This is a genomic window from Shimwellia blattae DSM 4481 = NBRC 105725 (genome assembly GCF_000262305.1).
In the GTDB taxonomy this organism is placed as follows: domain Bacteria; phylum Pseudomonadota; class Gammaproteobacteria; order Enterobacterales; family Enterobacteriaceae; genus Shimwellia; species Shimwellia blattae.
The window spans coordinates 2,727,535-2,753,278 of the sequence record NC_017910.1 but is presented as its reverse complement, the minus strand read 5'-3'; the positions used below and the strand labels follow the sequence as shown (position 1 = coordinate 2,753,278).

Annotated in this window: 23 protein-coding genes, 7 tRNA genes and 1 other RNA gene; 29 read left to right on the top strand and 2 right to left on the bottom strand. The window is 55.1% G+C overall.

What is annotated here, in order from left to right; translation table 11 throughout:
- Complete coding sequence (gene nei / locus EBL_RS12925) at nt 1–807, top strand: endonuclease VIII (protein WP_002439301.1); 807 nt, start codon at nt 1–3, stop codon at nt 805–807.
- A 48-nt stretch (nt 808–855) separates the two neighbouring features.
- Here the strand turns inward: nei and EBL_RS12920 are convergent, their stop codons facing one another.
- Nucleotides 856–2,139: a citrate synthase gene (locus tag EBL_RS12920; RefSeq protein ID WP_002439303.1), complete on the bottom strand. Its 1,284-nt coding sequence runs from the start codon at nt 2,137–2,139 to the stop codon at nt 856–858.
- Nucleotides 2,140–2,774: 635 nt separating this feature from the next.
- Between EBL_RS12920 and sdhC the strand changes: the two genes are divergently transcribed.
- From sdhC to nadA, 28 genes are all read left to right on the top strand, one after another.
- Nucleotides 2,775–3,179 (top strand): succinate dehydrogenase cytochrome b556 subunit, encoded by a 405-nt coding sequence (gene sdhC, locus EBL_RS12915; RefSeq protein WP_002439304.1) that lies wholly within the window; start codon nt 2,775–2,777, stop codon nt 3,177–3,179.
- The gene (gene sdhD, locus EBL_RS12910) at nt 3,173–3,520 is read left to right on the top strand and encodes a succinate dehydrogenase membrane anchor subunit (RefSeq protein ID WP_002439306.1); all 348 of its coding nucleotides are present in this window, start codon (nt 3,173–3,175) and stop codon (nt 3,518–3,520) included. Before sdhC ends, sdhD begins: the two co-directional genes overlap by 7 nt.
- Nucleotides 3,520–5,286, top strand: coding sequence for a succinate dehydrogenase flavoprotein subunit (gene sdhA / locus EBL_RS12905; protein ID WP_002439308.1), 1,767 nt, complete (start codon nt 3,520–3,522; stop codon nt 5,284–5,286). Before sdhD ends, sdhA begins: the two co-directional genes overlap by 1 nt.
- Nucleotides 5,287–5,302: 16 nt before the next feature.
- The gene (locus EBL_RS12900; RefSeq protein WP_002439309.1) at nt 5,303–6,019 is read left to right on the top strand and encodes a succinate dehydrogenase iron-sulfur subunit; all 717 of its coding nucleotides are present in this window, start codon (nt 5,303–5,305) and stop codon (nt 6,017–6,019) included.
- A gap of 341 nt (nt 6,020–6,360) precedes the next feature.
- A complete protein-coding gene (sucA, locus tag EBL_RS12895) occupies nt 6,361–9,168 on the top strand; it encodes a 2-oxoglutarate dehydrogenase E1 component (RefSeq protein WP_002439310.1) in 2,808 nt (935 codons plus the stop codon).
- Between the two features lie 17 nt (nt 9,169–9,185).
- Complete coding sequence (gene odhB / locus EBL_RS12890; RefSeq protein WP_002439311.1) at nt 9,186–10,394, top strand: 2-oxoglutarate dehydrogenase complex dihydrolipoyllysine-residue succinyltransferase; 1,209 nt, start codon at nt 9,186–9,188, stop codon at nt 10,392–10,394.
- A 108-nt stretch (nt 10,395–10,502) separates the two neighbouring features.
- The gene (sucC, locus tag EBL_RS12885) at nt 10,503–11,669 is read left to right on the top strand and encodes an ADP-forming succinate--CoA ligase subunit beta (RefSeq protein WP_002439312.1); all 1,167 of its coding nucleotides are present in this window, start codon (nt 10,503–10,505) and stop codon (nt 11,667–11,669) included.
- Nucleotides 11,669–12,541 carry a succinate--CoA ligase subunit alpha gene (gene sucD, locus EBL_RS12880; RefSeq protein ID WP_002439313.1) on the top strand — a complete coding sequence of 291 codons (873 nt, stop codon included), beginning with the start codon at nt 11,669–11,671 and terminating at the stop codon, nt 12,539–12,541. Before sucC ends, sucD begins: the two co-directional genes overlap by 1 nt.
- Nucleotides 12,542–13,312: 771 nt before the next feature.
- The gene (gene cydA / locus EBL_RS12875; RefSeq protein WP_002439315.1) at nt 13,313–14,881 is read left to right on the top strand and encodes a cytochrome ubiquinol oxidase subunit I; all 1,569 of its coding nucleotides are present in this window, start codon (nt 13,313–13,315) and stop codon (nt 14,879–14,881) included.
- Nucleotides 14,882–14,896: 15 nt separating this feature from the next.
- Nucleotides 14,897–16,036 carry a cytochrome d ubiquinol oxidase subunit II gene (cydB, locus tag EBL_RS12870; RefSeq protein ID WP_002439316.1) on the top strand — a complete coding sequence of 380 codons (1,140 nt, stop codon included), beginning with the start codon at nt 14,897–14,899 and terminating at the stop codon, nt 16,034–16,036.
- 14 nt (nt 16,037–16,050) lie between these two features.
- The gene (cydX, locus tag EBL_RS20065; RefSeq protein ID WP_014716107.1) at nt 16,051–16,164 is read left to right on the top strand and encodes a cytochrome bd-I oxidase subunit CydX; all 114 of its coding nucleotides are present in this window, start codon (nt 16,051–16,053) and stop codon (nt 16,162–16,164) included.
- On the top strand, nt 16,164–16,457 hold the full coding sequence (gene ybgE, locus EBL_RS12865) for a cyd operon protein YbgE (protein WP_002439317.1): 294 nt from the start codon (nt 16,164–16,166) through the stop codon (nt 16,455–16,457). The genes cydX and ybgE overlap by 1 nt, the downstream gene beginning before the upstream one ends.
- Nucleotides 16,458–16,590: 133 nt before the next feature.
- The gene (gene ybgC, locus EBL_RS12860; RefSeq protein WP_002439318.1) at nt 16,591–16,995 is read left to right on the top strand and encodes a tol-pal system-associated acyl-CoA thioesterase; all 405 of its coding nucleotides are present in this window, start codon (nt 16,591–16,593) and stop codon (nt 16,993–16,995) included.
- Nucleotides 16,992–17,684: a Tol-Pal system protein TolQ gene (gene tolQ / locus EBL_RS12855; protein WP_002439319.1), complete on the top strand. Its 693-nt coding sequence runs from the start codon at nt 16,992–16,994 to the stop codon at nt 17,682–17,684. The genes ybgC and tolQ overlap by 4 nt, the downstream gene beginning before the upstream one ends.
- 3 nt (nt 17,685–17,687) lie before the next feature.
- A complete protein-coding gene (tolR, locus tag EBL_RS12850; RefSeq protein ID WP_002439320.1) occupies nt 17,688–18,116 on the top strand; it encodes a colicin uptake protein TolR in 429 nt (142 codons plus the stop codon).
- A 37-nt stretch (nt 18,117–18,153) separates the two neighbouring features.
- Entirely contained in the window at nt 18,154–19,557 is a 1,404-nt protein-coding gene (gene tolA / locus EBL_RS12845; RefSeq protein WP_002439321.1) for a cell envelope integrity protein TolA, read from the top strand.
- 134 nt (nt 19,558–19,691) lie between these two features.
- On the top strand, nt 19,692–20,984 hold the full coding sequence (gene tolB / locus EBL_RS12840; RefSeq protein ID WP_002439323.1) for a Tol-Pal system beta propeller repeat protein TolB: 1,293 nt from the start codon (nt 19,692–19,694) through the stop codon (nt 20,982–20,984).
- 31 nt (nt 20,985–21,015) lie between these two features.
- Complete coding sequence (gene pal, locus EBL_RS12835) at nt 21,016–21,546, top strand: peptidoglycan-associated lipoprotein Pal (RefSeq protein ID WP_002439324.1); 531 nt, start codon at nt 21,016–21,018, stop codon at nt 21,544–21,546.
- A 9-nt stretch (nt 21,547–21,555) separates the two neighbouring features.
- Complete coding sequence (gene cpoB / locus EBL_RS12830; protein ID WP_002439326.1) at nt 21,556–22,341, top strand: cell division protein CpoB; 786 nt, start codon at nt 21,556–21,558, stop codon at nt 22,339–22,341.
- A 163-nt stretch (nt 22,342–22,504) separates the two neighbouring features.
- Nucleotides 22,505–22,580 (top strand) — tRNA-Lys (locus EBL_RS12825).
- A 36-nt stretch (nt 22,581–22,616) separates the two neighbouring features.
- Nucleotides 22,617–22,692: transfer RNA gene (locus EBL_RS12820), tRNA-Val, on the top strand.
- A gap of 3 nt (nt 22,693–22,695) precedes the next feature.
- A tRNA-Lys gene (locus tag EBL_RS12815) sits at nt 22,696–22,771 on the top strand.
- A 115-nt stretch (nt 22,772–22,886) separates the two neighbouring features.
- A tRNA-Val gene (locus EBL_RS12810) sits at nt 22,887–22,962 on the top strand.
- A gap of 4 nt (nt 22,963–22,966) precedes the next feature.
- Nucleotides 22,967–23,042 (top strand) — tRNA-Lys (locus EBL_RS12805).
- Between the two features lie 59 nt (nt 23,043–23,101).
- Nucleotides 23,102–23,177 (top strand) — tRNA-Lys (locus tag EBL_RS12800).
- Nucleotides 23,178–23,234: 57 nt separating this feature from the next.
- Nucleotides 23,235–23,310, top strand: a tRNA-Lys gene (locus tag EBL_RS12795).
- A gap of 33 nt (nt 23,311–23,343) precedes the next feature.
- Nucleotides 23,344–23,470, top strand: a non-coding RNA gene (locus tag EBL_RS20060) — RtT sRNA.
- Between the two features lie 235 nt (nt 23,471–23,705).
- Nucleotides 23,706–24,767: a quinolinate synthase NadA gene (gene nadA, locus EBL_RS12790; RefSeq protein WP_002439328.1), complete on the top strand. Its 1,062-nt coding sequence runs from the start codon at nt 23,706–23,708 to the stop codon at nt 24,765–24,767.
- A gap of 27 nt (nt 24,768–24,794) precedes the next feature.
- Here the strand turns inward: nadA and zitB are convergent, their stop codons facing one another.
- Complete coding sequence (gene zitB, locus EBL_RS12785) at nt 24,795–25,724, bottom strand: CDF family zinc transporter ZitB (RefSeq protein ID WP_002439329.1); 930 nt, start codon at nt 25,722–25,724, stop codon at nt 24,795–24,797.
- Nucleotides 25,725–25,744: the final 20 nt, after the last annotated feature.

Genomic DNA, 25,744 nt, shown 5'->3' with positions numbered 1-25,744 from the left:
ATGCCTGAAGGACCAGAAATACGCCGCGCCGCCGATATGCTGGCGGCAGCGGTACAACACCAGCCATTAACCCGGGTCTGGTTTGCCTTCCCCGAACTGGAACGTTACGCCCCGCAGCTGGTGGGGCAGACGATTGTCCGTTTTGAAACCCACGGTAAAGCCCTGCTGACCCACTTTTCCGGGGGGCTTATCCTTTACAGCCATAATCAGCTGTACGGGGTATGGCGGGTGAGCACGCCCGGAAGCGAAGCCGACAGCGCCCGCAGCCTGCGGGTGCGGCTGGAGACGGCCACCAGCGCCATTTTGCTGTACAGCGCGTCGGATATCGAAATGCTCAACAGTGATACGGTTACCCGCCACCCGTTTCTGAGCAAGGCAGGCCCGGATGTGCTGAACAGCACCCTGACCGTGCAGGCGGTGCGTGAGCGGCTGATGTCGCCCCGTTTTTGCCGCCGTCAACTGGGCAGCCTGTTGCTGGATCAGAAATTCCTTGCCGGGCTGGGCAACTATTTGCGGGCCGAGATCCTCTGGCAGGCGCAGGTCAGCGGGCTGGATGCAGTGCGGGATCTGGACGATGCTCAGGTGACGGCCCTGGCGGATGCCTGCCTGAGTGTGGCGCGGCTCTCTTATCAGACCCGGGGGCAGGTGGATGAAAATTACCACCACGGTGCGCTGTTTCGCTTTCGGGTATTTCAGCGGGAAGGGGAGCCCTGCGAGCGTTGCGGCACGGGGATTATTAAAACCGTGTTGTCCGGCAGGCCGTTCTGGTTTTGCCCGCACTGCCAGCCGGTGGTGCGAAAATCTTAAACAAACGGCCAGCAATGCTGGCCGTTTTTACTGGTGCTCCTGGCGGGGTTATTTGTCCAGGTTTGAGGTGAAGTCGCGCCGGGTGTAACCGGTATACAGCTGGCGCGGACGGGCAATTTTAATGCCGTCGTCGTGCATTTCGTTCCAGTGGGCTATCCAGCCTACGGTACGGGCCATGGCAAAGATAACCGTGAACATGGAAGAGGGGATCCCCATCGCTTTCAGGATGATACCGGAGTAGAAATCCACGTTCGGGTACAGTTTACGCTCAATGAAGTACGGGTCGTGCAGGGCAATATGCTCAAGCTCCATGGCCACTTCCAGCAGATCATCCTTCATGCCCAGCTCTTTAAGCACTTCGTGGCAGGTTTCACGCATCACGGTGGCGCGCGGATCGTAGTTTTTATAAACCCGGTGACCAAAGCCCATCAGGCGGAAAGAGTCGTTTTTGTCTTTCGCGCGGCGCAGGAACTCCGGAATGTGCTCTTTGCGGTTAATCTCTTCAAGCATCTTCAGGCAGGCTTCGTTAGCGCCACCGTGGGCCGGTCCCCACAGGGAGGCGATCCCCGCGGCAATACAGGCAAACGGGTTAGCGCCGGAGGAGCCCGCCGTACGCACGGTAGAGGTTGAGGCGTTCTGCTCGTGGTCCGCATGCAGGATCAGGATGCGGTCCATAGCGCGCTCCAGTACCGGGTTCACCACATACTCTTCACACGGGGTCGAGAACATCATATGCAGGAAGTTACCGGCATATGAGAGGTTATTACGCGGGTAAACAAACGGCTGGCCGAGAGAATACTTGTAACACATGGCGGCCACTGTCGGCATTTTGGACAGCAGACGGAAGGCAGCAATTTCCCGGTGACGCGGGTTATTCACGTCCAGGGAGTCGTGGTAGAAGGCGGCCAGCGCACCGGTGACCCCGCACAGTACCGCCATCGGGTGAGAGTCGCGGCGGAAACCATGGAACAGACGGGTGATCTGCTCATGGATCATGGTGTGGCGGGTGACCGTGGTTTTGAATTCTTCAAATTCCTGCGGGGTGGGTTTTTCCCCGTAAAGCAGGATATAGCTGACTTCGAGATAGGATGAGTGAGTAGCCAGTTGATCGATAGGGAAGCCGCGGTGTAACAGGATGCCTTCGTCACCATCAATAAAGGTGATTTTGGACTCGCACGATGCTGTAGAGGTAAAACCAGGGTCGAATGTAAATACCCCATGAGATCCAAGACTGCGAATGTCGATGACATCCTGACCAAGCGTGCCTTTTAGCACGTCCAGTTCGACAGCTGTTTCACCCGGGCAGGTGACGGTTGCTTTTTTATCAGCCATTTACTATCTCCTTAGCGCCATTTTCGCTGGGGACCGCGGCGTCCGGATTTGCATAAGTGTCAGGGGCTAGTTATCAAAGTGTTATATGGCGCACCGGCTCTGTTGAAGAGTAAGGCAGGGTACAGAGCGATGAGCAGAGTATAAATAACGACCCGGACCATAGCGAAACAGCAGCAAATCAGGATGTTAGCAGTCCATTATTTCAGTACGGTGTACCACTATTAACTGTCCAGACGACTCAGGTCAATAGTGCAACACTGTTACATAACTAATATTCAGGTAACAGAGTGACCCTATAACTTTTGCGCATTATACGGCCTTTTAGGTGATGTATGTAATAAAAATGTTTAATCTTTGTCAAATCAAATGATTTAAGATTAATAAAAAGTTGTGTTCGTGATCTGTATCACTGTTCTTACCAAAAGCTGGCAAAGTATTTGTGTGTTAATTGTAATAATTTTGTGAACGGCCTATACTGCCGCCAGGTCTCCGGAATACCTTGCAACCGCGAGCCACCAGCGTAATAACCTGCCATTTTTCACACCTGGAAGCAGTGTGTTTTACATGACGCAGAGTTATAGAAAAACGCTGTCTGACCCGCCTGCAGACCCGGAGGAAGGAATAATAAGAACAGCATGTGGGCGCTATTCATGATAAAAGACGTGAAGAAACAACGACCTGTGAATCTTGATTTAAAGACAATCAGGTTTCCCGTCACCGCTATTGCCTCCATCCTCCATCGTGTATCCGGCGTGATCACCTTTGTGGCGATCGGGATCCTGTTATGGTTGCTGGGGACATCCCTCTCCTCCCCGGAAGGGTTCCTGGTGGCATCCTCAATTATGGGAAGTTTCATTGTTAAGTTCATCATCTGGGGCATCCTGACGGCCCTGGCGTATCACGTCGTGGTTGGCGTTCGCCACATGCTGATGGACTTTGGCTATCTCGAAGAAACACTGGAAGCGGGTAAGCGTTCCGCGGTGATGTCTTTTGGGGTGACCGTCGTGCTTTCACTTCTTGCAGGAGTTCTCGTATGGTAAGCAACGCATCTGCACTGGGTCGTAATGGCGTACATGACTATTTGCTGGTCCGTGCTTCTGCCATCGTACTGGCCCTGTATATCGTCTACCTGGTAGGATTTTTTGCTATCAGCGGCGAGCTGACGTGGGAAATCTGGACCGGCTTTTTCTCCTCTGCTTTTACCAAGGTATTCACCCTGCTGGCGCTGTTCAGCGTGCTGATCCATGCGTGGATCGGTATGTGGCAGGTGTTAACGGACTACATTAAACCGCTTGCGATTCGCCTGGTGTTACAGCTGGCGATTGTTGTGGCGCTGCTGGTTTATGTGATTTATGGATTTGTCGTGGTATGGGGTGTGTAATGAATCTTCCTGTCAGAGAGTTTGATGCAGTAGTGATTGGCGCCGGTGGTGCAGGTATGCGCGCCGCGCTGCAAATTTCCCAGAGTGGCCAGACTTGTGCGCTGCTCTCCAAAGTCTTCCCGACCCGTTCTCATACCGTGTCTGCCCAGGGCGGTATTACCGTTGCGCTGGGTAATACCCACGAAGATGACTGGCAGTGGCACATGTACGATACGGTGAAAGGCTCCGACTATATCGGTGACCAGGACGCCATTGAATATATGTGTAAGACCGGCCCGGAAGCGATTCTTGAGCTGGAACATATGGGTCTGCCGTTCTCCCGTCTGGATGATGGCCGTATTTACCAGCGTCCGTTTGGTGGCCAGTCGAAGAACTTCGGCGGCGAGCAGGCGGCACGCACCGCAGCGGCGGCAGACCGTACCGGTCACGCGCTGCTGCACACCCTGTACCAGCAGAACCTGAAAAACCACACCACTATCTTCTCTGAGTGGTATGCCCTGGATCTGGTGAAAAACCAGGACGGCGCAGTCGTGGGTTGTACGGCGCTGTGCCTTGAAACCGGTGAAGTGGTCTACTTCAAAGCCCGGGCAACGGTCCTGGCGACCGGCGGTGCCGGCCGTATTTACCAGTCCACCACTAACGCCCACATCAACACCGGTGACGGTGTCGGTATGGCCCTGCGTGCCGGTGTACCGCTGCAGGATATGGAAATGTGGCAGTTCCACCCCACCGGTATTGCCGGGGCAGGGGTGCTGGTAACCGAAGGTTGCCGTGGTGAAGGCGGCTACCTGCTGAACAAGCACGGCGAGCGCTTTATGGAGCGTTATGCGCCGAACGCCAAAGATCTGGCGGGCCGCGACGTGGTTGCCCGCTCAATTATGATTGAAATCCGTGAAGGCCGTGGCTGTGATGGTCCGTGGGGCCCGCACGCCAAGCTGAAACTGGACCACCTGGGTAAAGAAGTGCTCGAATCCCGCCTGCCGGGCATTCTTGAGCTGTCCCGTACCTTTGCCCACGTGGATCCGGTAAAAGAGCCTATTCCGGTTATCCCGACCTGCCACTACATGATGGGCGGTATTCCGACCAAAGTAACCGGCCAGGCGCTGACCGTGAACGAAAAAGGCGAAGATGTGGTGATTCCGGGGCTGTTTGCGGTGGGCGAAATTGCCTGCGTATCGGTACACGGGGCTAACCGTCTGGGCGGTAACTCACTGCTCGACCTGGTGGTCTTTGGCCGTGCGGCGGGCCTGCACTTGCAGGAATCCATTGCCGAGCAGGGTGCGCTGCGTGATGCCAGCGAATCCGATATCGAAGGCTCCCTGGATCGCCTTAACCGCTGGAACAACACCCGCAGTGGTGAAGATCCGGTACGGATCCGCAAAGCACTGCAGGAGTGTATGCAGCATAACTTCTCGGTATTCCGCGAAGGGGATGCCATGGCGAAAGGGCTGGAGCAGCTCAAGGAGATCCGCGAGCGTCTGAATAATGCCCGTCTGGATGATACCTCCAGCGAGTTTAATACCCAGCGTATGGAGTGCCTGGAGCTGGACAACCTGATGGCAACGGCTTACGCCACTGCCGTATCCGCCAACTTCCGTACCGAAAGCCGTGGTGCCCACAGCCGTTTCGACTATCCGGATCGTGATGATGAGAACTGGCTGTGCCACACCCTGTATCTGCCGCAGAGCGATTCCATGACACGCCGCAGCGTGAATATGGAGCCGAAACTGCGTCCGGCGTTCCCGCCGAAAGTGCGTTCTTACTAATTCGCGGAGTCTGGTAATGAAACTTGAATTTTCTGTCTATCGTTACAATCCCGACGTGGATGACGCCCCGCGGATGCAGGACTACACCCTGGAGGCGCAGGAAGGCCGGGATATGATGCTGCTGGATGCGTTAATCCAGCTGAAAGAAAAAGATCCTACTCTGGCTTTCCGCCGCTCCTGCCGTGAAGGGGTGTGTGGCTCGGATGGCCTGAATATGAACGGTAAGAATGGTCTTGCCTGTATTACGCCGATTTCGGCGCTCAGCGACGGTAGCAAGAAAATTGTGATTCGTCCGCTGCCCGGTTTGCCGGTGATCCGCGATCTGATTGTAGACATGGGCCAGTTCTACGCTCAATATGAAAAGATTAAGCCTTACCTGTTGAATAATGGCACAAATCCGCCGGCGCGCGAGTTTTTACAGTCGCCGGAGCAGCGCGAGAAACTTGACGGGCTGTATGAGTGTATCCTCTGCGCCTGCTGTTCAACTTCGTGCCCGTCTTTCTGGTGGAACCCGGATAAGTTTATCGGCCCGGCAGGTCTGCTGGCGGCGTGGCGCTTCCTGATTGACAGTCGCGATACAGAAACCGCAAGCCGCCTTGACGGATTAAGTGACGCTTTCAGCGTATTCCGCTGCCACGGCATTATGAACTGCGTCAGTGTGTGCCCGAAGGGATTAAACCCGACGCGCGCCATTGGCCATATTAAATCAATGTTGTTACAGCGTAGCGCCTGATGACAGGCAACTGATGTGGCGCACTCCCGTCCGGGTGACCGGCGGGGGTGTGATACATCGCAGAGATTGGCAGGAAACCTCTAAAAACCGCCAAATAGGATCAATCACCACGCGTTCTTCATGCCATAACAGATGGCGGAACGTCCCGCATAATGCCTACGGGCGCGGGTATGGACCAGACAGGCACAATGCCGGTTGCAGTGGGTGAATGGCAGTTTTTAAAGGTTCCTTTGCGGGCCATAATAATAATAGCCCGCCAAAAGTGAACCCCGGTACGTACACCCCGGTGTGCGTGGTAGTTTCTACGGCGAAATAAGCATACAGATGCTTAAGGGATCACGATGCAGAACGGCGCGATGAAGCCCTGGCTGGACTCTTCCTGGCTGGCGGGCGCAAACCAGTCCTACATAGAGCAGCTCTATGAAGACTTCTTAACCGATCCTGACTCAGTGGATGCTCACTGGCGTTCTCTGTTCCAGCAGTTACCCGGTACGGGGGCAAGATCGGATCAATTCCATTCCAAAACGCGTGATTATTTCCGTCGTCTGGCGAAGGATGCCTCACGTTATACTTCTTCTATTACCGACCCTGACACCGATGCCAAGCAGGTAAAAGTCCTGCAGCTCATCAACGCCTACCGTTTCCGCGGTCATCAGCAGGCGAATCTTGATCCGCTGGGGTTGTGGAAACAGGATCCGGTAGCGGATCTGGATCCGGCCTTCCACCATTTAACGGAAGCCGATTTCCAGGAAAGTTTCAACGTGGGTTCTTTTGCCATCGGCAAAGAGACCATGAAGCTCGGCGATCTGATTGAGGCTCTCAAACAGACCTACTGCGGCGCGATTGGTGCGGAATACATGCACATTACCAATACCGAAGAGAAACGCTGGATCCAGCAGCGTATCGAATCGGTGGTGGGGAAAGCCAGTTTCACCGCAGATGAGAAAAAACGTTTTCTCAGTGAACTGACAGCAGCAGAGGGGCTGGAGCGTTACCTCGGGGCGAAGTTCCCGGGGGCGAAGCGTTTCTCCCTTGAAGGGGGCGATGCCCTGATCCCGATGCTCAAAGAGATGATTCGCCACGGGGGAAAAAACGGCACCCGTGAAGTGGTACTGGGGATGGCACACCGTGGCCGTCTTAACGTACTGATTAACGTGCTGGGTAAAAAATCCCAGGATCTGTTCGACGAATTTGCCGGTAAACATAAAGAGCACCTGGGCACCGGTGACGTGAAGTACCACATGGGCTTCTCGTCTGACGTGGAAACCGAAGGTGGCCTGGTTCACCTGGCGCTGGCGTTTAACCCGTCTCACCTTGAGATTGTCAGCCCGGTAGTGATGGGATCTGTGCGTGCGCGCCTTGATCGTCTGGATCAGCCTGGCAGCAACCAGGTCCTGCCGATCACCATCCACGGGGATGCGGCCGTGGCCGGCCAGGGCGTGGTTCAGGAAACCCTGAACATGTCCAAAGCCCGCGGCTACGAAGTGGGCGGCACGGTACGTATTGTTATCAACAACCAGGTGGGCTTTACCACCTCTAACCCGCTGGATGCCCGCTCGACACCATACTGTACCGATATCGGTAAGATGGTGCAGGCGCCGATTTTCCACGTCAACGCAGACGATCCGGAAGCGGTGGCATTTGTTACCCGCCTGGCGCTGGACTTCCGCAATACCTTTAAACGCGACGTGTTTATCGATCTGGTCTGCTATCGCCGCCACGGCCATAACGAAGCGGATGAGCCAAGTGCGACCCAGCCGCTGATGTACCAGAAAATTAAAAAACACCCGACCCCGCGCAAGCTGTATGCCGACAAGCTGGAGCAGGACAAGGTCGCGACCCTCGAAGATGCCACAGAGCTGGTGAACCTGTACCGCGATGCGCTGGATGCCGGTGAATGCGTGGTGAAAGAGTGGCGCCCGATGAACATGCACTCCTTTACCTGGTCGCCGTACCTCAACCACGAGTGGGACGAAAGCTACCCCAACAAGGTAGAGATGAAGCGTCTTCAGGAGCTGGCTAAGCGTATCAGCACCGTGCCGGAAGCGGTTGAGATGCAGTCCCGCGTGGCGAAAATCTACGGTGACCGCCAGCTGATGGCCAACGGCGAGAAGCCGTTTGACTGGGGTGGGGCAGAGAACCTGGCCTATGCTACCCTGGTGGATGAAGGCGTACCGGTACGTATCTCTGGTGAGGACTCCGGGCGCGGTACATTCTTCCACCGCCATGCGGTTATCCATAACCAGCGTAACGGCTCTACCTACACCCCGCTTGCCCATGTGCATAACGGCCAGGGCGATTTCAAAGTGTGGGATTCGGTACTGTCTGAAGAAGCCGTACTGGCCTTTGAATATGGCTATGCCACGGCGGAGCCGCGCACGCTGACCATCTGGGAAGCCCAGTTTGGTGACTTTGCGAACGGCGCCCAGGTGGTGATTGACCAGTTCATCAGCTCCGGTGAGCAGAAATGGGGCCGGATGTGTGGCCTGGTGATGCTGCTGCCCCACGGTTATGAAGGCCAGGGTCCGGAGCACTCCTCCGCCCGTCTGGAGCGTTACCTGCAGCTGTGTGCTGAACAGAACATTCAGGTGTGTGTGCCGTCTACCCCGGCTCAGGTCTACCACATGCTGCGCCGTCAGGCGCTGCGCGGTATGCGCCGCCCGCTGGTGGTGATGTCTCCGAAGTCGCTGCTGCGCCATCCGCTGGCTATCTCCAGCCTGGATGAGCTGGCGAACGGCACCTTCCAGCCCGCCATTGGTGAGATTGATGAGCTGGATCCGAAAGCGGTGAAACGCGTGGTGCTGTGCTCCGGCAAGGTGTACTACGACCTGTTAGAGCAGCGCCGTAAGAATGAGCAGCAGGACGTGGCGATTGTGCGTATCGAACAGCTGTATCCGTTCCCGCATCAGTCCGTGCAGGAGGCGTTAAAACCTTATGCCCATGTTCATGACTTTGTATGGTGCCAGGAAGAGCCGCTCAACCAGGGCGCCTGGTACTGTAGCCAGCACCACCTTCGTGATGTGATTCCGTTTGGCTCCGCACTGCGTTACGCGGGCCGCCCGGCATCTGCCTCTCCGGCTGTGGGTTATATGTCTGTCCACCAGAAACAGCAGCAAGATCTGGTCAATGACGCGCTGAACGTCGATTAAGTAGAAAAGGATAAATAATGAGTAGCGTAGATATTCTGGTTCCCGACCTGCCTGAGTCTGTGGCGGATGCCACCGTAGCCACCTGGCACAAAAAACCGGGTGATGCCGTCCAGCGTGACGAAGTGCTGGTAGAGATTGAAACCGATAAAGTGGTACTGGAAGTACCTGCATCGACGGACGGTATTCTGGATGCAGTGCTGGAAGATGAAGGCACAACCGTCACTTCCCGCCAGATCCTGGGCCGCCTGCGTGAAGGTAACAGCGCCGGTAAAGCCACCAGCGCCAAAGCGGAAGAAAAAGAGTCTACCCCGGCACAGCGCCACACCGCAGATCTGGAAGAGCAGTCCAGCGATGCGCAGGGCCCGGCTATCCGCCGCCTGCTGGCTGAGCACAACCTGGACGCCAGCGCCGTGAAAGGCACCGGTGTGGGTGGGCGCATTACCCGTGAAGATGTGGAAAAACATCTGGCCTCTGCGGCGAAACCTGCCGCAGCAGAAGCACCGGCAGCTCAGCCGGTACTGGGTTCCCGCTCAGAAAAACGCGTACCGATGACCCGCCTGCGCAAACGCGTGGCCGAGCGTCTGCTGGAGGCAAAAAACTCCACCGCCATGCTGACGACCTTTAACGAAGTCAACATGAAGCCGATCATGGATCTGCGTAAGCAGTACGGTGATGCGTTCGAAAAACGCCACGGTATCCGCCTGGGCTTTATGTCCTTCTACGTTAAAGCGGTAGTGGAAGCCCTGAAGCGCTTCCCGGAAGTGAACGCCTCTATTGACGGCGAAGATGTGGTTTACCACAACTACTTCGACGTCAGCATGGCGGTCTCTACCCCGCGTGGTCTGGTGACTCCGGTGCTGAAAGATGTGGATCTGCTGGGCATGGCCGATGTTGAAAAACGCATCAAAGAGCTGGCCATCAAAGGCCGCGACGGCAAGCTGACCGTTGAAGAGCTGACCGGCGGTAACTTTACCATCACTAACGGTGGGGTATTTGGCTCCCTGATGTCGACGCCAATTATTAACCCGCCGCAGAGTGCCATCCTCGGGATGCACGCGATTAAAGATCGTCCCATGGCGGTAGACGGTAAAGTAGAGATCCTGCCGATGATGTACCTGGCGCTCTCTTACGATCACCGCCTGATTGATGGCCGCGAATCCGTTGGGTTCCTGGTGGCTATCAAAGAGATGCTTGAAGATCCGACTCGTCTGTTACTGGACGTATAGTGGGCCGCAGGGGCGTAAGCCCCTCTCCCTGTAGACCCATGCCGCTCCTTTGCGGGGCGGCCAGTTAAGTGTTGAGCCGTGCGCTCCCTGCCTTAATGGAAAGAACATATGAACTTACATGAATATCAGGCTAAACAACTGTTTGCCCGGTATGGTCTGCCGGCACCGGTGGGTTATGCCTGTACTACTCCCCGCGAAGCTGAAGAAGCGGCATCTAAAATTGGCGCCGGCCCGTGGGTGGTGAAATGCCAGGTTCATGCTGGTGGTCGTGGTAAAGCGGGCGGCGTTAAAGTTGTCAGCAAGAAAGAAGATATCCGTGCTTTTGCCGAAGCCTGGCTGGGTAAACGCCTGGTGACCTACCAGACAGACGCCAATGGCCAGCCGGTAAACCAGGTGCTGGTTGAAAGCGCAACAGATATTGCCAAAGAGCTGTATCTGGGGGCGGTTGTTGACCGTGCTTCCCGTCGCGTGGTGTTTATGGCGTCCACCGAGGGTGGGGTAGAGATTGAAAAAGTGGCGGAAGAGACGCCGCACCTGATCCACAAAGTGGCACTGGATCCGCTGACCGGTCCGATGCCGTACCAGGGCCGTGAGCTGGCGTTCAAACTGGGCCTGGAAGGCAAGCAGGTACAGCAGTTCGCGAAGATCTTTATGGGCCTTGCGACCATGTTCCTGGAGCGTGACCTGGCGCTGGTTGAGATCAACCCGCTGGTTATTACCGGCCAGGGCGATCTTATCTGCCTGGACGGTAAACTGACTATCGACAGCAACGCTCTGTTCCGCCAGCCGGAACTGCGCGAAATGAACGATGCCAGCCAGGACGATCCGCGCGAAGCGCACGCTGCCCAGTGGGAGCTGAACTACGTGGCGCTTGACGGTAACATCGGCTGCATGGTGAACGGCGCAGGCCTTGCCATGGGCACGATGGATATCGTGAAACTGCACGGCGGTGCTCCGGCTAACTTCCTGGATGTTGGCGGCGGCGCAACCAAAGAGCGCGTAACAGAAGCCTTTAAAATTATCCTCTCCGATGAAAACGTTAAAGCCGTTCTGGTGAACATCTTCGGCGGTATCGTACGTTGCGATCTGATTGCTGACGGTATCATCGGCGCCGTTGCCGAAGTGGGCGTTAGCGTACCGGTGGTGGTGCGTCTGGAAGGTAACAACGCCGAGCTGGGCGCCAGCAAACTGGCAGAAAGCGGCCTGAATATTATTGCAGCGAAAAGTCTGACGGATGCAGCTTTGCAAGTTGTAGCCGCTGTGGAGGGTAAATAATGTCCATTCTGATCGACAAAAACACCAAAGTTATCTGCCAGGGTTTCACCGGCAGCCAGGGCTCCTTCCACTCTGAACAGGCGATTGCTTATGGCACGCAGATGGTTGGCGGTGTGACCCCGGGTAAAGGCGGTACAACGCACCTGGGCCTGCCGGTCTTTAACACCGTGCGCGAAGCGGTGGAAGCCACAGGCGCGACTGCGACCGTTATCTATGTTCCGGCACCGTTCTGCAAAGACTCGATCCTGGAAGCCATCGATGCAGGTATCAAACTGATTATCACCATCACCGAAGGTATCCCGACCCTGGATATGCTGACGGTGAAAGTGAAGCTGGACGAAGCCGGTGTGCGCATGATCGGGCCGAACTGCCCGGGCGTAATCACCCCGGGTGAGTGCAAAATCGGCATCCAGCCGGGGCACATCCACCTGCCGGGTAAAGTGGGGATCGTTTCCCGCTCCGGTACGCTGACCTATGAAGCGGTTAAGCAGACTACTGATATCGGCCTCGGCCAGTCCACTTGTGTGGGTATCGGCGGTGACCCGATCCCGGGCTCTAACTTCATCGATATCCTGAAGATGTTCCAGGACGATCCGAAGACAGAAGCTATCGTGATGATCGGTGAAATCGGCGGCAGCGCAGAAGAAGAAGCGGCGGCCTACATCAAAGATCACGTGACCAAGCCGGTGGTTGGCTATATTGCCGGTGTTACGGCGCCGAAAGGTAAACGTATGGGCCATGCGGGCGCGATCATCGCTGGTGGTAAAGGAACGGCAGACGAGAAGTTCGCCGCTCTGGAAGCCGCAGGCGTGAAGACCGTGCGCAGCCTGGCTGATATCGGCGAAGCCCTGAAAATGGTGCTGCCGCAGTAATACGTAATAATGACAAGATAACAGGTTCGACATGGTTGGCCACCCGCATGGGTGGCTTTTTTTTGCCTGACGGGGGAGGAGGGTAAGGTATAAAGTTATTTATAATGGGCTGAATATACCCTTCAGGAATAACAAGCGGAACCTTTTGTATTATATGGCTTATTTTGTATTAAAATTTTCACTGATATTGTGATGTGGCGCTGATCAAAAATGCGGAAATAGCCAGTTTCAGTAACAGACCGCATTTCCGGACCGTTACAGAGCAGAAAATAAATCATAATTTTAATCAGATATCCGGATGATATTCGTGATCCCTGATTGTTCTCTGTATGTTATTAATTAAACAATTAAATAACATATTGGCTACTTATTATTTTCAACACGCTGTTATTTAACAATATCTACAAAAAATTGATGTAGATCAATATGTAACTAAAGTGAATAAGTGCTGTTATTTGAAAAATTGTCGTAGATCAAACTGGTATCCGGAGACCAAATTAGCTATAAATTGACCCATACCCAAAAACGTAAATAAAGGGCAAGAAAAACCTATTTATTGTAAGGTCATTGCAGCGTAATATAGCGCGGAGTGTTTTGTAATTTCATTAACGTATTTGCAACCATCAATCTTTGAGCTATTACCTTTAAAGGTGTGATTTTCAACGGTTGTGCGGCTTTATGTGAATATTTGGTATTGGGGCATGTATCACCGGGTGTCATCTGCGGAACAAAAAAGGTGACTCACCCACGAGCGAGGAGCAAGGAGTCAAGATGTTAGATATTGTCGAACTGTCGCGTTTACAGTTTGCCTTGACTGCGATGTACCACTTTCTGTTTGTGCCGCTAACGCTGGGTATGGCGTTCCTGCTGGCCATTATGGAGACGGTGTACGTCCTGTCAGGCAAACAGATATATAAAGATATGACTAAGTTCTGGGGCAAGTTGTTTGGTATCAACTTTGCCCTGGGTGTTGCCACTGGCCTGACAATGGAGTTTCAGTTCGGGACTAACTGGTCTTACTATTCACATTACGTCGGCGATATCTTCGGTGCCCCTCTGGCAATCGAAGGTCTGATGGCATTCTTCCTTGAGTCTACCTTCGTGGGGCTGTTCTTCTTTGGCTGGGATCGTCTGGGCAAAGTGCAGCACATGGCGGTCACCTGGCTGGTCGCGCTGGGCTCTAACCTTTCTGCCTTGTGGATCCTGGTGGCGAACGGCTGGATGCAAAACCCCATCGCCTCAGACTTTAACTTCGAAACCATGCGTATGGAGATGGTGAGTTTCGCCGAGCTGGTGCTTAACCCGGTAGCTCAGGTGAAATTTGTTCATACGGTGGCTTCTGGCTATGTTACCGGCGCCATGTTTGTGCTGGGGATCAGTGCCTGGTACATGCTTAAAGGGCGTGACTTCGCATTTGCCAAGCGCTCCTTTGCGATTGCTGCCAGCTTCGGTATGGCTGCGGTGCTTTCCGTTATCGTACTGGGTGATGAATCCGGTTATGAGATGGGTGACGTGCAGAAAACCAAACTGGCCGCCATTGAAGCCGAGTGGGAAACCCAGCCGGCACCGGCGGCGTTTACCCTGTTTGGTATTCCGGATCAGGATGCCCAGGAAAACCACTTCTCTATTCAGATCCCGTATGCACTGGGGATTATCGCGACCCGTTCAGTTGATAAGTCGGTGACTGGCCTGAAAGATCTGCTCTCCCAGCACGAAGGGCGTATCCGTAACGGGATGATTGCCTACAAACTGCTGGAAGAGTTGCGTAACGGCTCTACGGATCCGGCCGTGCGGGCTAACTTCAACAACGTGAAGAAAGACCTGGGCTATGGTCTGCTGCTGAAGCGCTATACCCCGAACGTGACCGATGCAACCGAGGCGCAAATTCAGCAGGCCACGAAGGATTCTATCCCGCGTGTGGCACCGCTCTATTTCGCGTTCCGTATCATGGTGGCGTGTGGCTTCCTGCTGCTGGCAATCATTGCGCTCTCCTTCTGGTCTGTAATTCGTAACCGTATTGGTCAGAAAAAATGGCTGCTGCGCGCGGCGTTTTTCGGCATTCCGCTGCCGTGGATTGCCGTCGAAGCGGGCTGGTTTGTGGCGGAATATGGCCGTCAGCCCTGGGCGATTGGTGAGGTATTACCCACTGCGGTGGCGAACTCTTCGTTAACTGCCGGCGATCTTATCTTCTCCATCGTGTTGATCTGTGGCCTGTACACCTTGTTCCTGGTGGCGGAGATGTTCCTGATGTTCAAATTCGCGCGCCTGGGACCAAGCAGTCTGAAAACTGGCCGTTACCACTTTGAGCAGTCCACTGTGGCTTCTCAGCCGGCACGTTAAGACAGGAGTCCAGAAATGATCGATTATGAAGTATTGCGTTTTATCTGGTGGCTGCTGATTGGCGTGTTGCTGATTGGCTTTGCCGTGGCGGATGGCTTTGATATGGGGGTCGGCATGCTGACCCGTATTCTGGGCCGTACCGATACCGAACGCCGGGTGATGATTAACTCCATCGCCCCGCACTGGGACGGTAACCAGGTGTGGCTTATCACCGCCGGTGGTGCGCTGTTTGCCGCATGGCCAATGGTGTACGCTGCAGCCTTCTCCGGCTTTTATGTGGCGATGATCCTGGTGCTGGCCTCGTTATTCTTCCGTCCGGTGGGCTTTGACTACCGCTCCAAGATTGAAGATATGCGCTGGCGCAACATGTGGGACTGGGGCATTTTCATCGGCAGCTTTGTACCGCCGCTGGTGATTGGGGTGGCCTTCGGTAACCTGCTGCAGGGGGTGCCGTTCCATGTGGATGAGTATCTGCGTCTTTACTACACCGGTAACTTCTTCCAGTTGCTCAACCCGTTTGGCCTGCTGGCCGGGGTGGTGAGCGTGGCGATGATCCTGACCCAGGGGGCGACCTATCTGCAGATGCGCACCACCGGTGAGCTGCACCTGCGTACCCGCTCCACCTCGCAAATTGCGGCGCTGGTGACCATGATCTGCTTCGCCCTGGCCGGTGTGTGGGTGATCTACGGTATTGACGGCTATGTGGTGACCTCAGCCATGGATCACCATGCGGCCTCTAACCCGCTGACCAAAGAAGTTGCCCGGGAAGCCGGGGCCTGGCTGGTGAACTTTAACAATATGCCGGCCCTGTGGGCGATTCCGGCGCTGGGTGTGGTGCTGCCGCTGCTGACGGTGCTGATGTCCCGCGTGGATAAAGGCGCATGGGCGTTTGTGTTCTCGTCCCTGACGCTGGCCTGCGTGATTCTGACTGCCGGTATTGCGATGTTCCCGTTTGTGATGCCGTCCAGCACCATGATGAACGCCAGCCTGACCATGTGGGATGCCACCTCCAGCCATCTGACGCTGGCGGTGATGACCTATGTCGCTATTGTGTTTGTGCCGCTGATTCTGGCCTACACCACCTGGTGTTACTGGAAAATGTTCGGGCGCATTACCAAAGAGCATATCGAAAGCAACACCCACTCTCTGTACTGAGTAAGGAGTTAACAATGTGGTACTTTGCATGGATTCTGGGCACGCTGCTGGCCTGTGCTTTCGGGATTGTGACCGCGCTGGCGCTGGAACAGGCAGAAGGCGCTAAAGCGGCTAAAGAAGATAGCTGATGAAAAATATTATCGCGACGCTGTATGCGGTAATGGATAAGGGCCCGTTACGGGCCCTTTCTCTGCTGATGGCCCTGGTGCTGGCAGGCTGTATGTTCTGGGATCCGGCGCGGTTTGCCGCCCGCACCAGTACGCTTTCTGTCTGGCACGGGCTGGTGATGATGTGGGCCGTTTGTGCCGGTGTGATTCACGGGGTGGGGTTTCGTCCGAAAATGGTACGCTGGCAGGGCATCTTTTGCCCGCTGCTGGCCGATCTCATCCTGCTTGCTGGCCTGGTTTTTTTCTTTTCCTGACAATTACCTTACACAGATATTTATGGGCTGAACAACGCCCATAAATATTTATCTTAAGCTCCCCGCTTCCCATTCCCAACCCCCATCAGCTTGCGTATAGTAGCAAGGTTTATTTGCATTACCGGGATGTAGAGTGAGTACAAATATTTTCAGATGGCCGGTTCGTGTCTATTACGAAGATACCGACGCCGGTGGCGTGGTTTACCATGCCAGTTATGTGGCTTTTTATGAACGAGCCCGCACTGAGATGTTGCGCCATCATCAGTTCAGCCAGCAGGCGCTGATGGAGGAGCGAGTGGCGTTTGTAGTTCGCAAAATGACTATAGAGTATCTTGCGCCTGCCAGACTCGACGATTTACTCGAAATCCAGACGGAAATCACATCAATGCGTGGGACCTCTTTGATCTTTACGCAGCGAATAGTCGATGCAGAGAACCGGATCCTCAACCAAGCCGAGGTGATGATTGTTTGTGTTGATCCACACGTAATGAAGCCCCGAGCGCTTCCTAAGTCTATTGTCGCGGAGTTTAAGCAGTGACTAACATGAATATTATTGATTTGTTCCTTGAGGCAAGCCTCCTGGTCAAAGTCATCATGTTTATTTTGATTGGTTTTTCCATTGCATCATGGGCCATCATCATCCAGCGAACGCGTATTTTAAGCGCTGCCTCTCGCGATGCCGAAGCGTTTGAAGACAAGTTCTGGTCCGGTATTGAACTGTCGCGCCTGTATCAGGAGAGCCAGAGCCGCCGCGATAGCCTGGCCGGTACTGAGCAGATCTTCTATTCCGGATTCAAAGAGTTTGCCCGGCTGCATAAAGCCAACAGCCACGCGCCGGAGGCCATTGTTGAAGGGGCATCCCGCGCGATGCGTATCTCAATGAATCGTGAGCTGGAAAATCTGGAAACCCATATTCCTTTCCTCGGTACGGTGGGCTCCATCAGCCCGTATATCGGCCTGTTTGGTACGGTATGGGGGATTATGCACGCGTTTATTGGCCTGGGGGCGGTGAAGCAAGCCACCCTGCAGATGGTCGCGCCCGGGATTGCCGAAGCGCTGATTGCCACCGCGATTGGTCTGTTTGCGGCCATTCCTGCTGTTATGGCGTATAACCGCCTGAGCCAGCGGGTGAATAAGCTGGAACTTAACTACGACAACTTTATGGAAGAGTTCACGGCTATTCTGCACCGCCAGGCTTTCAGCTCCAGCGACAGTAACAAGGGGTAAGTCATGGCCAGAGTTCGCGGGCGGGGCCGGCGTGAGGTTAAGTCTGAAATCAATATTGTTCCGCTGCTCGATGTGCTGCTGGTGCTGGTGCTGATCTTTATGGCGACCGCACCCATCATCACCCAGAGCGTGGAGGTTGATCTGCCGGATGCAACCGAATCCAAAACCGTTGCCAGTAATGATGAGCCGCCGGTAATTATCGAAGTTTCCGGGGTAGGCCAGTACAGTGTTGTGGTTGATCATGACCGTATGAGCCAGCTACCTGCGGAGCAGGTCATTGCTGAAGCGCAACGTCGCCTCCAGGCTAACCCGAAAACGGTTTTCCTGATAGGTGGCGCCAAAGAAGTACCTTACGATGAAATTATTAAAGCGCTGAATTTGCTGCATCAGGCAGGTGTGAAATCAGTCGGACTGATGACGCAGCCTATCTGACAGCGGGTGAAGGGTTAACTGTTTTTGGGAACCAAGAGTGTCAAAGGCATCCGAAGAAAACGATAAGCTCAAACGGGCGATAATTGTTTCAGGCGTACTGCACTTAATTCTGATTGCGGTACTGATCTGGAGTTCGTTCGATGAGCAGATTGACGCCAGCGCCGGTGGGGGAGGTGGCTCCTCCATTGATGCGGTTATGGTGGATCCCGGTGCCGTTGTACAACAGTACAACCGACAGCAACAGCAGCAGGCAAGCAGCAAGCGTGCCGCAGAGCAACGGGAAAAGCAGGCCGCACAGCAGGCAAAAGAGTTGCAGGAAAAACAGGCAGCCGAACAGGCGCGCCTGAAACAGCTTGAGAAAGAGCGCCTGCAGGCCCAGGAAAAAGCACAGCTTCAGGCGGCGGAGGCCGCTAAGCAGGCTGAGCAGGCAGCGAAACAGGCTGCCGAAAAAGCCGCGGAGCAGCAAAAACAGGCTGAACAGGCGGCAAAACAGGCAGCAGAACGGGCGAAAGCCGATGCAGCCAGAGAAGCCCAGGAGGCGGCGAAGAAAGCTGCCGCCGACGCACTGGCGCTGAAAAAAGCCCAGCAGGAAGCGGCCGCTAAAGCCGCAGATGCACAGAAGAAAGCCCAGCAGGAAGCAGAAAAGCAGGCTCAGAAAGCGGCGGCTGCTAAAGCTGCCGCAGCCGAAAAGGCTGCCGCCGAGAAAGCAGAGAAAGCCGCTGCTGACAAAGCGGCTGCGGCTGAAAAGGCTGCTGCTGAGAAAGCTGAAAAAGCGGCGGCCGCCAAAGCTGCCGCGGCTGAAAAGGCTGCCGCCGAGAAAGCAGAGAAAGCCGCTGCTGACAAAGCGGCTGCGGCCGAAAAGGCTGCTGCTGAGAAAGCGGAAAAAGCGGCTGCTGCCAAAGCTGCCGCAGCTGAAAAGGCGGCTGCAGAAAAAGCAGCTGCAGATAAGGCTGCCGCCGAGAAAGCCGCCGCCGCAAAAGCGGCCGCAGCGGAAAAAGCAGCTGCAGCGAAGAAAGCCGCTGCTGAAAAGGCCGCTGCCGCGAAAGCTGCCGCAGCCGGGGTGGATGATTTACTGGGCGATCTGAGCTCGGGTAAAAATGCCCCTAAAGCCGGGGGCGGGAAAGGCGCATCTGGTGCGACTGCCGGTTCCGGTGGCGGTAAAAATGGGGCGACGAAAGGCGAAATAGACAGCTACGCAGGGCAGATTAAAGCCGCAATTGAGAACAAATTTTACGATGCCGCTTCTTACGCGGGCAAAACTTGTACTCTGCGGATTAAACTTGCCCGTGATGGCCTGGTGAAGGACGTAACCTCCGAAGGTGGCGATCCGGCACTCTGCCAGGCCGCGGTGACCGCCGCTAAGCAGGCAAGAATTCCTAAGCCGCCGAGTGACGCTGTCTATGAAGTCTTTAAGAATGCACCGCTGGACTTTAAACCGTAATGACGTTTTCCTTCCCCGGGTGGGGGAGGAAACGACACCGGCTGAGTCCCCCGGGTTTTGGTAGTTTTGTTTATTTCAGTTTGTTAACATTCTGCTAAATTATCGTGGCGTTTTGCCTGGGTATGGGAGATATGATGAAGCAGGCATTAAAAGTAGCGTTAAGTTTTCTGATGTTGTGGGCCGCAGTCCTGCACGCAGAAGTGCGTATTGAAATCACCCAGGGGGTGGATTCAGCGCGTCCTATCGGTGTTGCGCCGTTTAAATGGGCGGGCCCTGGTGCTGCACCTGCGGATCTCGGCGGTATTGTCGCAGCCGACCTGCGCAACAGCGGTAAATTCAACCCGCTTGATCGCGCCCGTCTTCCGCAACAGCCGGGTTCTGCTCAGGAAGTTCAGCCTGCGGCGTGGTCTGCGCTCGGGGTGGATGCGGTGGTTGTCGGCCAGGTAACCCCAAATGGCGATGGCAGCTACACAGTGGCTTACCAGCTGGTGGATACCGGCGCAGCACCGGGTACGGTGATTGCGCAGAACTCCTACAAAGTGAACAAGCAGTGGCTGCGTTACGCCTCCCATACTGCCAGCGATGAAGTATTCGAAAAGCTGACCGGTATTAAAGGCGCGTTCCGTACCCGTATTGCTTATGTTGTCCAGAATAAAGGCGGCCAGTTCCCTTATGAACTGCGTGTGTCTGATTACGACGGCTACAACCAGTTTGTGGTTCACCGTTCATCCCAGCCGCTGATGTCTCCGGCATGGTCTCCGGACGGCAGCAAACTGGCCTATGTTACCTTCGAAAGTGGCCGTTCTGCGCTGGTGGTTCAGACACTGTCTAATGGCGCGGTACGCCAGATAGCTTCCTTCCCGCAGCATAACGGGGCACCGGCGTTCTCACCGGACGGTACAAAACTGGCTTTCGCATTGTCTAAAACCGGCAGCCTGAACCTGTACGTGATGGACCTTGGCTCCGGCCAGATCCGCCAGGTGACTAACGGTCGCAGCAATAACACGGAGCCGAGCTGGTTCCCGGACAGCCAGAACCTGGCCTTCACCTCTGACCAGGCAGGGCGTCCGCAGGTGTATAAAGTGAATATTAACGGCGGTGCCGCACAGCGTATTTCCTGGGAAGGTAACCAGAACCAGGATGCAGATGTCAGCACTGACGGTAAATTTATGGTGATGGTAAGCTCCGCTAACGGGGCGCAGCATATCGCCAAACAGGATCTGGCAGCGGGTGGCGTACAAGTGTTGTCGTCAACGTTCCTGGATGAAACGCCAAGTCTGGCTCCCAACGGCACTATGGTTATCTACAGCTCTTCTCAGGGGATGGGATCCGTGCTGAACCTGGTATCCACTGACGGACGTTTCAAAGCGCGTCTTCCGGCGACTGATGGACAGGTTAAATTCCCTGCCTGGTCTCCGTATCTTTAATAATAAAATATTGATGAGTAAGGATTAAGAAATGCAACTGAACAAAGTGCTGAAGGGGCTTATGCTGGCACTGCCTGTTATGGCAATCGCCGCATGTAGTTCTAACAAGAACGCCAGCAACGACCAGAGCGGTGAAGGTATGCTGGGCGCCGGCACTGGTATGGATGCTAACAGCGGTGCTAACGGCAGCAACCTGTCTTCTGAAGAGCAGGCGCGTCTGCAGATGCAGCAGCTGCAACAGAACAACATCGTATATTTCGGCCTGGATAAATACGATATCAGCTCTGAATTTGCGTCCATGCTGGATGCGCATTCCAGCTTCCTGCGCAGCAACCCGTCTTACAAAGTGACCATCGAAGGTCATGCGGACGAACGCGGTACGCCGGAATACAACATCGCGCTGGGCGAGCGTCGCGCCAACGCAGTGAAAATGTACCTGCAGGGCAAAGGCGTTTCTGCTGACCAGATCTCCATTGTTTCTTACGGTAAAGAAAAACCAGCAGTGCTGGGTCATGACGAAGCAGCCTATGCTAAAAACCGTCGTGCCGTACTGGTTTACTAAGAGAATGACATGATCAGTAACTTCAGACCTCACCTGTTGAGTCTGTCGTTACTGGTTGGCGTAGCGGCCCCCTGGGCCGCTAATGCCCAGGCGCCAATCAGTGATGTAGGCTCTGGCTCGGTTGAAGACCGGGTCACGCAACTCGAGCGTATTTCTAACGCTCACAGTCAACTTTTAACCCAGCTCCAGCAACAACTCACCGAAAACCAGAACGATATTGATACTCTGCGTGGACAGATCCAGGAGAGCCAGTATCAGCTGAATCAGGTGGTGGAGCGCCAGCGGCAGATCCTGCTGCAGATGGACAGCCTGAGCAGTTCATCTCAAAGCAATGCGACACAGAGCGGCTCCGCCCAGCAGAGCAGCGACAGCGGGGCTGCGCAAAGCAGTAGCGGTGCTGCGAGTGCGCCTGTTCAGTCTGGTGATGCCAATACCGACTATAATGCAGCCGTTGCCCTGGTGCAGGATAAGTCCCGCCAGGATGAGGCTATGACGGCGTTTCAGAACTTTGTGAAGCGTTACCCGGATTCAACCTACCAGCCGAATGCCAATTACTGGCTGGGTCAGTTGAATTACAACAAAGGGAAGAAAGACGACGCGCTGTATTATTTTGCCGGTGTGGCGAAAAATTACCCGAAATCACCCAAAGCGAGCGATGCGATGCTTAAGGTGGGGGTGATTATGCAGGACAAAGGCGACACGGCTAAAGCACAGGCCGTGTACCAGCAGGTGGTCGCGAAATACCCGGGCACCGATGCGGCAAAGCAGGCGCAAAAACGCCTCAGTGCTCAGTAATGCGCGCGGCTTGATCAGATATCGCTGGCTTTCTGGTCTGGCCGCGTGAATCCTGTACAGTTGAGCGGTCTGGTTGAAAATTTTTGTTGCGTCATCATCTTAAATCAGTAATATATGCCGCCGTTGCCACAGGATACCGAGTTAGCCAGTGGCGAGTCAGAATGGGTCGTTAGCTCAGTTGGTAGAGCAGTTGACTTTTAATCAATTGGTCGCAGGTTCGAATCCTGCACGACCCACCATTCTCAGGCAGAGTGATTCTGAACGCAGTACCAAGTGGGTGATTAGCTCAGCTGGGAGAGCATCTCCCTTACAAGGAGAGGGTCGGCGGTTCGATCCCGTCATCACCCACCACTTGGGTCGTTAGCTCAGTTGGTAGAGCAGTTGACTTTTAATCAATTGGTCGCAGGTTCGAATCCTGCACGACCCACCATTTTCGATGACAAAATGGTTAGTGGTGTAAAAGATTGCGTTGTCCGGTCAGCGTCCAGTCAAAATATTATTGCTGATTCAGCTGTCAGCGGTAATAGTCTGAAGCAGTACGAAGTGGGTGATTAGCTCAGCTGGGAGAGCATCTCCCTTACAAGGAGAGGGTCGGCGGTTCGATCCCGTCATCACCCACCACTTCGGGTCGTTAGCTCAGTTGGTAGAGCAGTTGACTTTTAATCAATTGGTCGCAGGTTCGAATCCTGCACGACCCACCATTCTCGACTGAGAGTGATGGTTAGTGAAGTAAGTAGTTTATAATGTGTTATTCCGGTATGGGTCGTTAGCTCAGTTGGTAGAGCAGTTGACTTTTAATCAATTGGTCGCAGGTTCGAATCCTGCACGACCCACCATTTTCGATGATGGGATGGCCGGTGAAGTAAGCAGTATACAATGTGTTGTTCTGGTGTGGGTCGTTAGCTCAGTTGGTAGAGCAGTTGACTTTTAATCAATTGGTCGCAGGTTCGAATCCTGCACGACCCACCATTATGTAGAAAGGCGCCCTAAAGGCGCCTTTTTGCTATGCGCTGACCGTGCAGGGTTCGAACCTGCAGCAGGTCGAGTCGAGCCCTGGCGAGACAACGGAGCCGTAAGGCGACGGCCCGTAGGGCGAGGCGCAAGCCGGGTCATCCTGCACGACCCACCATTATGTAGAAAGGCGCCCTAAAGGCGCCTTTTTGCTATGTGCCATTCCCTCAGCCCCACACGCCCGCCATTCCCCGTTTTCTCCTCTTACCCGCATCCCGGCAGGGGAAATAACTGACGACATTTCCCTCATGATCGGCTATCTTGTTTAGTATAGAAAACAACAGCGGTCGGTATACGTCCGTATATCGCAATATCCGGCTGTTATCGTTAAGCGAGCAAAACGAGAAAGCACCATGAGCGTAATGTTTGATCCCCAGGCCGCGATTTATCCTTTCCCTGCCAAACCCGCCCCGCTGACCCCGGCTGAAAAGCAACACTACCGTGACCAGATAAAACAGCTGCTGCGCGAGCGTAATGCGGTGATGGTTGCCCACTACTACACCGATCCGGAAATTCAGGCGCTGGCGGAAGAGACCGGCGGCTGCGTGGCAGACTCACTGGAGATGGCGCGTTTCGGGGCTAACCATCCGGCGTCAACACTGCTGGTGGCAGGGGTCCGCTTTATGGGGGAAACGGCGAAGATCCTGAGCCCGGAAAAAACTATTCTGATGCCAACCCTGCAGGCAGAGTGTTCGCTGGATCTGGGCTGCCCGGAAGCGGAATTTAGCGCCTTTTGCGATGCTCACCCGGATCGCACCGTGGTGGTGTATGCCAACACCTCCGCCGCAGTTAAGGCCCGGGCAGACTGGGTGGTGACATCAAGTATTGCGGTTGAGCTGATTGAACACCTCGATAGTCTGGGGCAAAAAATTCTCTGGGCTCCGGATCGTCACCTGGGCAATTATGTCCGCAAACAGACCGGCGCGGATGTACTGTGCTGGCAGGGGGCGTGCATTGTTCACGACGAGTTTAAAACCCAGGCACTGGCCCGCATGAAGGCGCTCTACCCGGATGCGGCAATCCTGGTACACCCGGAATCGCCCCAGGCGGTGGTTGATATGGCCGATGCGGTGGGCTCCACCAGCCAGCTGATTGCCGCAGCGAAAACGCTACCGCACAGCCACCTGATTGTTGCAACAGATCGGGGTATTTTTTACAAAATGCAGCAGGCCTGCCCGGAAAAAATCCTGCTGGAAGCCCCCACCGCAGGAGAGGGCGCCACCTGCCGCAGTTGCGCCCACTGCCCGTGGATGGCAATGAACGGGTTACAGGCCATTGCTCAGGGCCTTGAGCAGGGCGGGGCGGCCCATGAAATTCATGTGGCGGATGCACTGCGTGAAAAGGCGCTGATACCGCTAAACCGGATGCTGGATTTCGCCGCGTCGTTACGCGTTGCCGTAAAAGGGAATGCCTGACCGCCGTCAGGCATCCGCCTGCTGCGGTTAGTGGTGGTGATGGTGATGGCCCGGCGTGGTGGTGCTCAGCTCACACGCCGGGCCACAGCAGGCCTGATACTCCATCTGCACGGTAGCGTGGGCAATGCTGTAGTGATGCTCCAGAAACGCATGGATCCGCGCCAGCAGCGCATCGTGATCGTGGGGCGGGATCACCTGAACATGAAGGGTCAGCACCGGCTTTTCCCCCACCAGCCAGACATGCACATGGTGCACGTTGCGGACCTCCGGAATGGCGCGGGCCAGATCCCGGGCGAGGGCCGCCACGTCGATGGCATCAGGTGCGCCTTCCAGTAATTCGTTAACGCTCTCTTTCAGGAGCCCCCAGGCACTTTTCAGCACCAGGCAGGAGACCAGCACCGAGAGGATAGGATCTATCGGTGTCCAGCCGGTGGTGATAATCACTACCGCGGCCACAATGGCCCCCACCGAACCCAGCAGATCCCCCATGACATGCAGCGCGGCTGCCCGCACGTTAAGGTTTTTCTCGCCACTGCCGTGGTGCAGAAACCAGAAGCTGGCAATATTCGCCAGCAGGCCAGCCACCGCGATAATCATCATCCCGACCCCGGCCACCGGCTGGGGATGGCGAAAGCGCTCAATAGCCTCCCAGACGATAATCACAATGATAACCACCAGCGCCAGGGCATTCACAAAGGCGGCAAGGGTCGTCAGACGCAGCCAGCCAAAAGTCCGGCGGGTGCTGGCCGGGCGCCGGGAAAACTGCACGGCCACCAGCGCCATCAGCAGGGCTGCCGCATCGGTGAGCATATGGCCCGCATCTGCCAGCAGTGCCAGAGAGCCGGACAATAACCCGCCGATAACCTCGGCAACCATAAATAGCGCGGTAATGATAAAAGCCGCCAGCAGGCGCCTGGTATTGCTGTCGCCCGGCTCGTGAGAGTGTGTATGTGCCATTGTGTGTCTGATAAGAAACG

Coding starts and splice junctions, on each gene's coding strand:
- nei (WP_002439301.1), top strand. CDS start 1: ATGCCTGAAGGACCAGAAATACGCCGCGCCGCCGATATGCTGGCGGCA.
- EBL_RS12920 (WP_002439303.1), bottom strand. CDS start 2,139: ATGGCTGATAAAAAAGCAACCGTCACCTGCCCGGGTGAAACAGCTGTC.
- sdhC (WP_002439304.1), top strand. CDS start 2,775: ATGTGGGCGCTATTCATGATAAAAGACGTGAAGAAACAACGACCTGTG.
- sdhD (WP_002439306.1), top strand. CDS start 3,173: ATGGTAAGCAACGCATCTGCACTGGGTCGTAATGGCGTACATGACTAT.
- sdhA (WP_002439308.1), top strand. CDS start 3,520: ATGAATCTTCCTGTCAGAGAGTTTGATGCAGTAGTGATTGGCGCCGGT.
- EBL_RS12900 (WP_002439309.1), top strand. CDS start 5,303: ATGAAACTTGAATTTTCTGTCTATCGTTACAATCCCGACGTGGATGAC.
- sucA (WP_002439310.1), top strand. CDS start 6,361: ATGCAGAACGGCGCGATGAAGCCCTGGCTGGACTCTTCCTGGCTGGCG.
- odhB (WP_002439311.1), top strand. CDS start 9,186: ATGAGTAGCGTAGATATTCTGGTTCCCGACCTGCCTGAGTCTGTGGCG.
- sucC (WP_002439312.1), top strand. CDS start 10,503: ATGAACTTACATGAATATCAGGCTAAACAACTGTTTGCCCGGTATGGT.
- sucD (WP_002439313.1), top strand. CDS start 11,669: ATGTCCATTCTGATCGACAAAAACACCAAAGTTATCTGCCAGGGTTTC.
- cydA (WP_002439315.1), top strand. CDS start 13,313: ATGTTAGATATTGTCGAACTGTCGCGTTTACAGTTTGCCTTGACTGCG.
- cydB (WP_002439316.1), top strand. CDS start 14,897: ATGATCGATTATGAAGTATTGCGTTTTATCTGGTGGCTGCTGATTGGC.
- cydX (WP_014716107.1), top strand. CDS start 16,051: ATGTGGTACTTTGCATGGATTCTGGGCACGCTGCTGGCCTGTGCTTTC.
- ybgE (WP_002439317.1), top strand. CDS start 16,164: ATGAAAAATATTATCGCGACGCTGTATGCGGTAATGGATAAGGGCCCG.
- tolR (WP_002439320.1), top strand. CDS start 17,688: ATGGCCAGAGTTCGCGGGCGGGGCCGGCGTGAGGTTAAGTCTGAAATC.
- tolB (WP_002439323.1), top strand. CDS start 19,692: ATGAAGCAGGCATTAAAAGTAGCGTTAAGTTTTCTGATGTTGTGGGCC.
- pal (WP_002439324.1), top strand. CDS start 21,016: ATGCAACTGAACAAAGTGCTGAAGGGGCTTATGCTGGCACTGCCTGTT.
- cpoB (WP_002439326.1), top strand. CDS start 21,556: ATGATCAGTAACTTCAGACCTCACCTGTTGAGTCTGTCGTTACTGGTT.
- nadA (WP_002439328.1), top strand. CDS start 23,706: ATGAGCGTAATGTTTGATCCCCAGGCCGCGATTTATCCTTTCCCTGCC.
- zitB (WP_002439329.1), bottom strand. CDS start 25,724: ATGGCACATACACACTCTCACGAGCCGGGCGACAGCAATACCAGGCGC.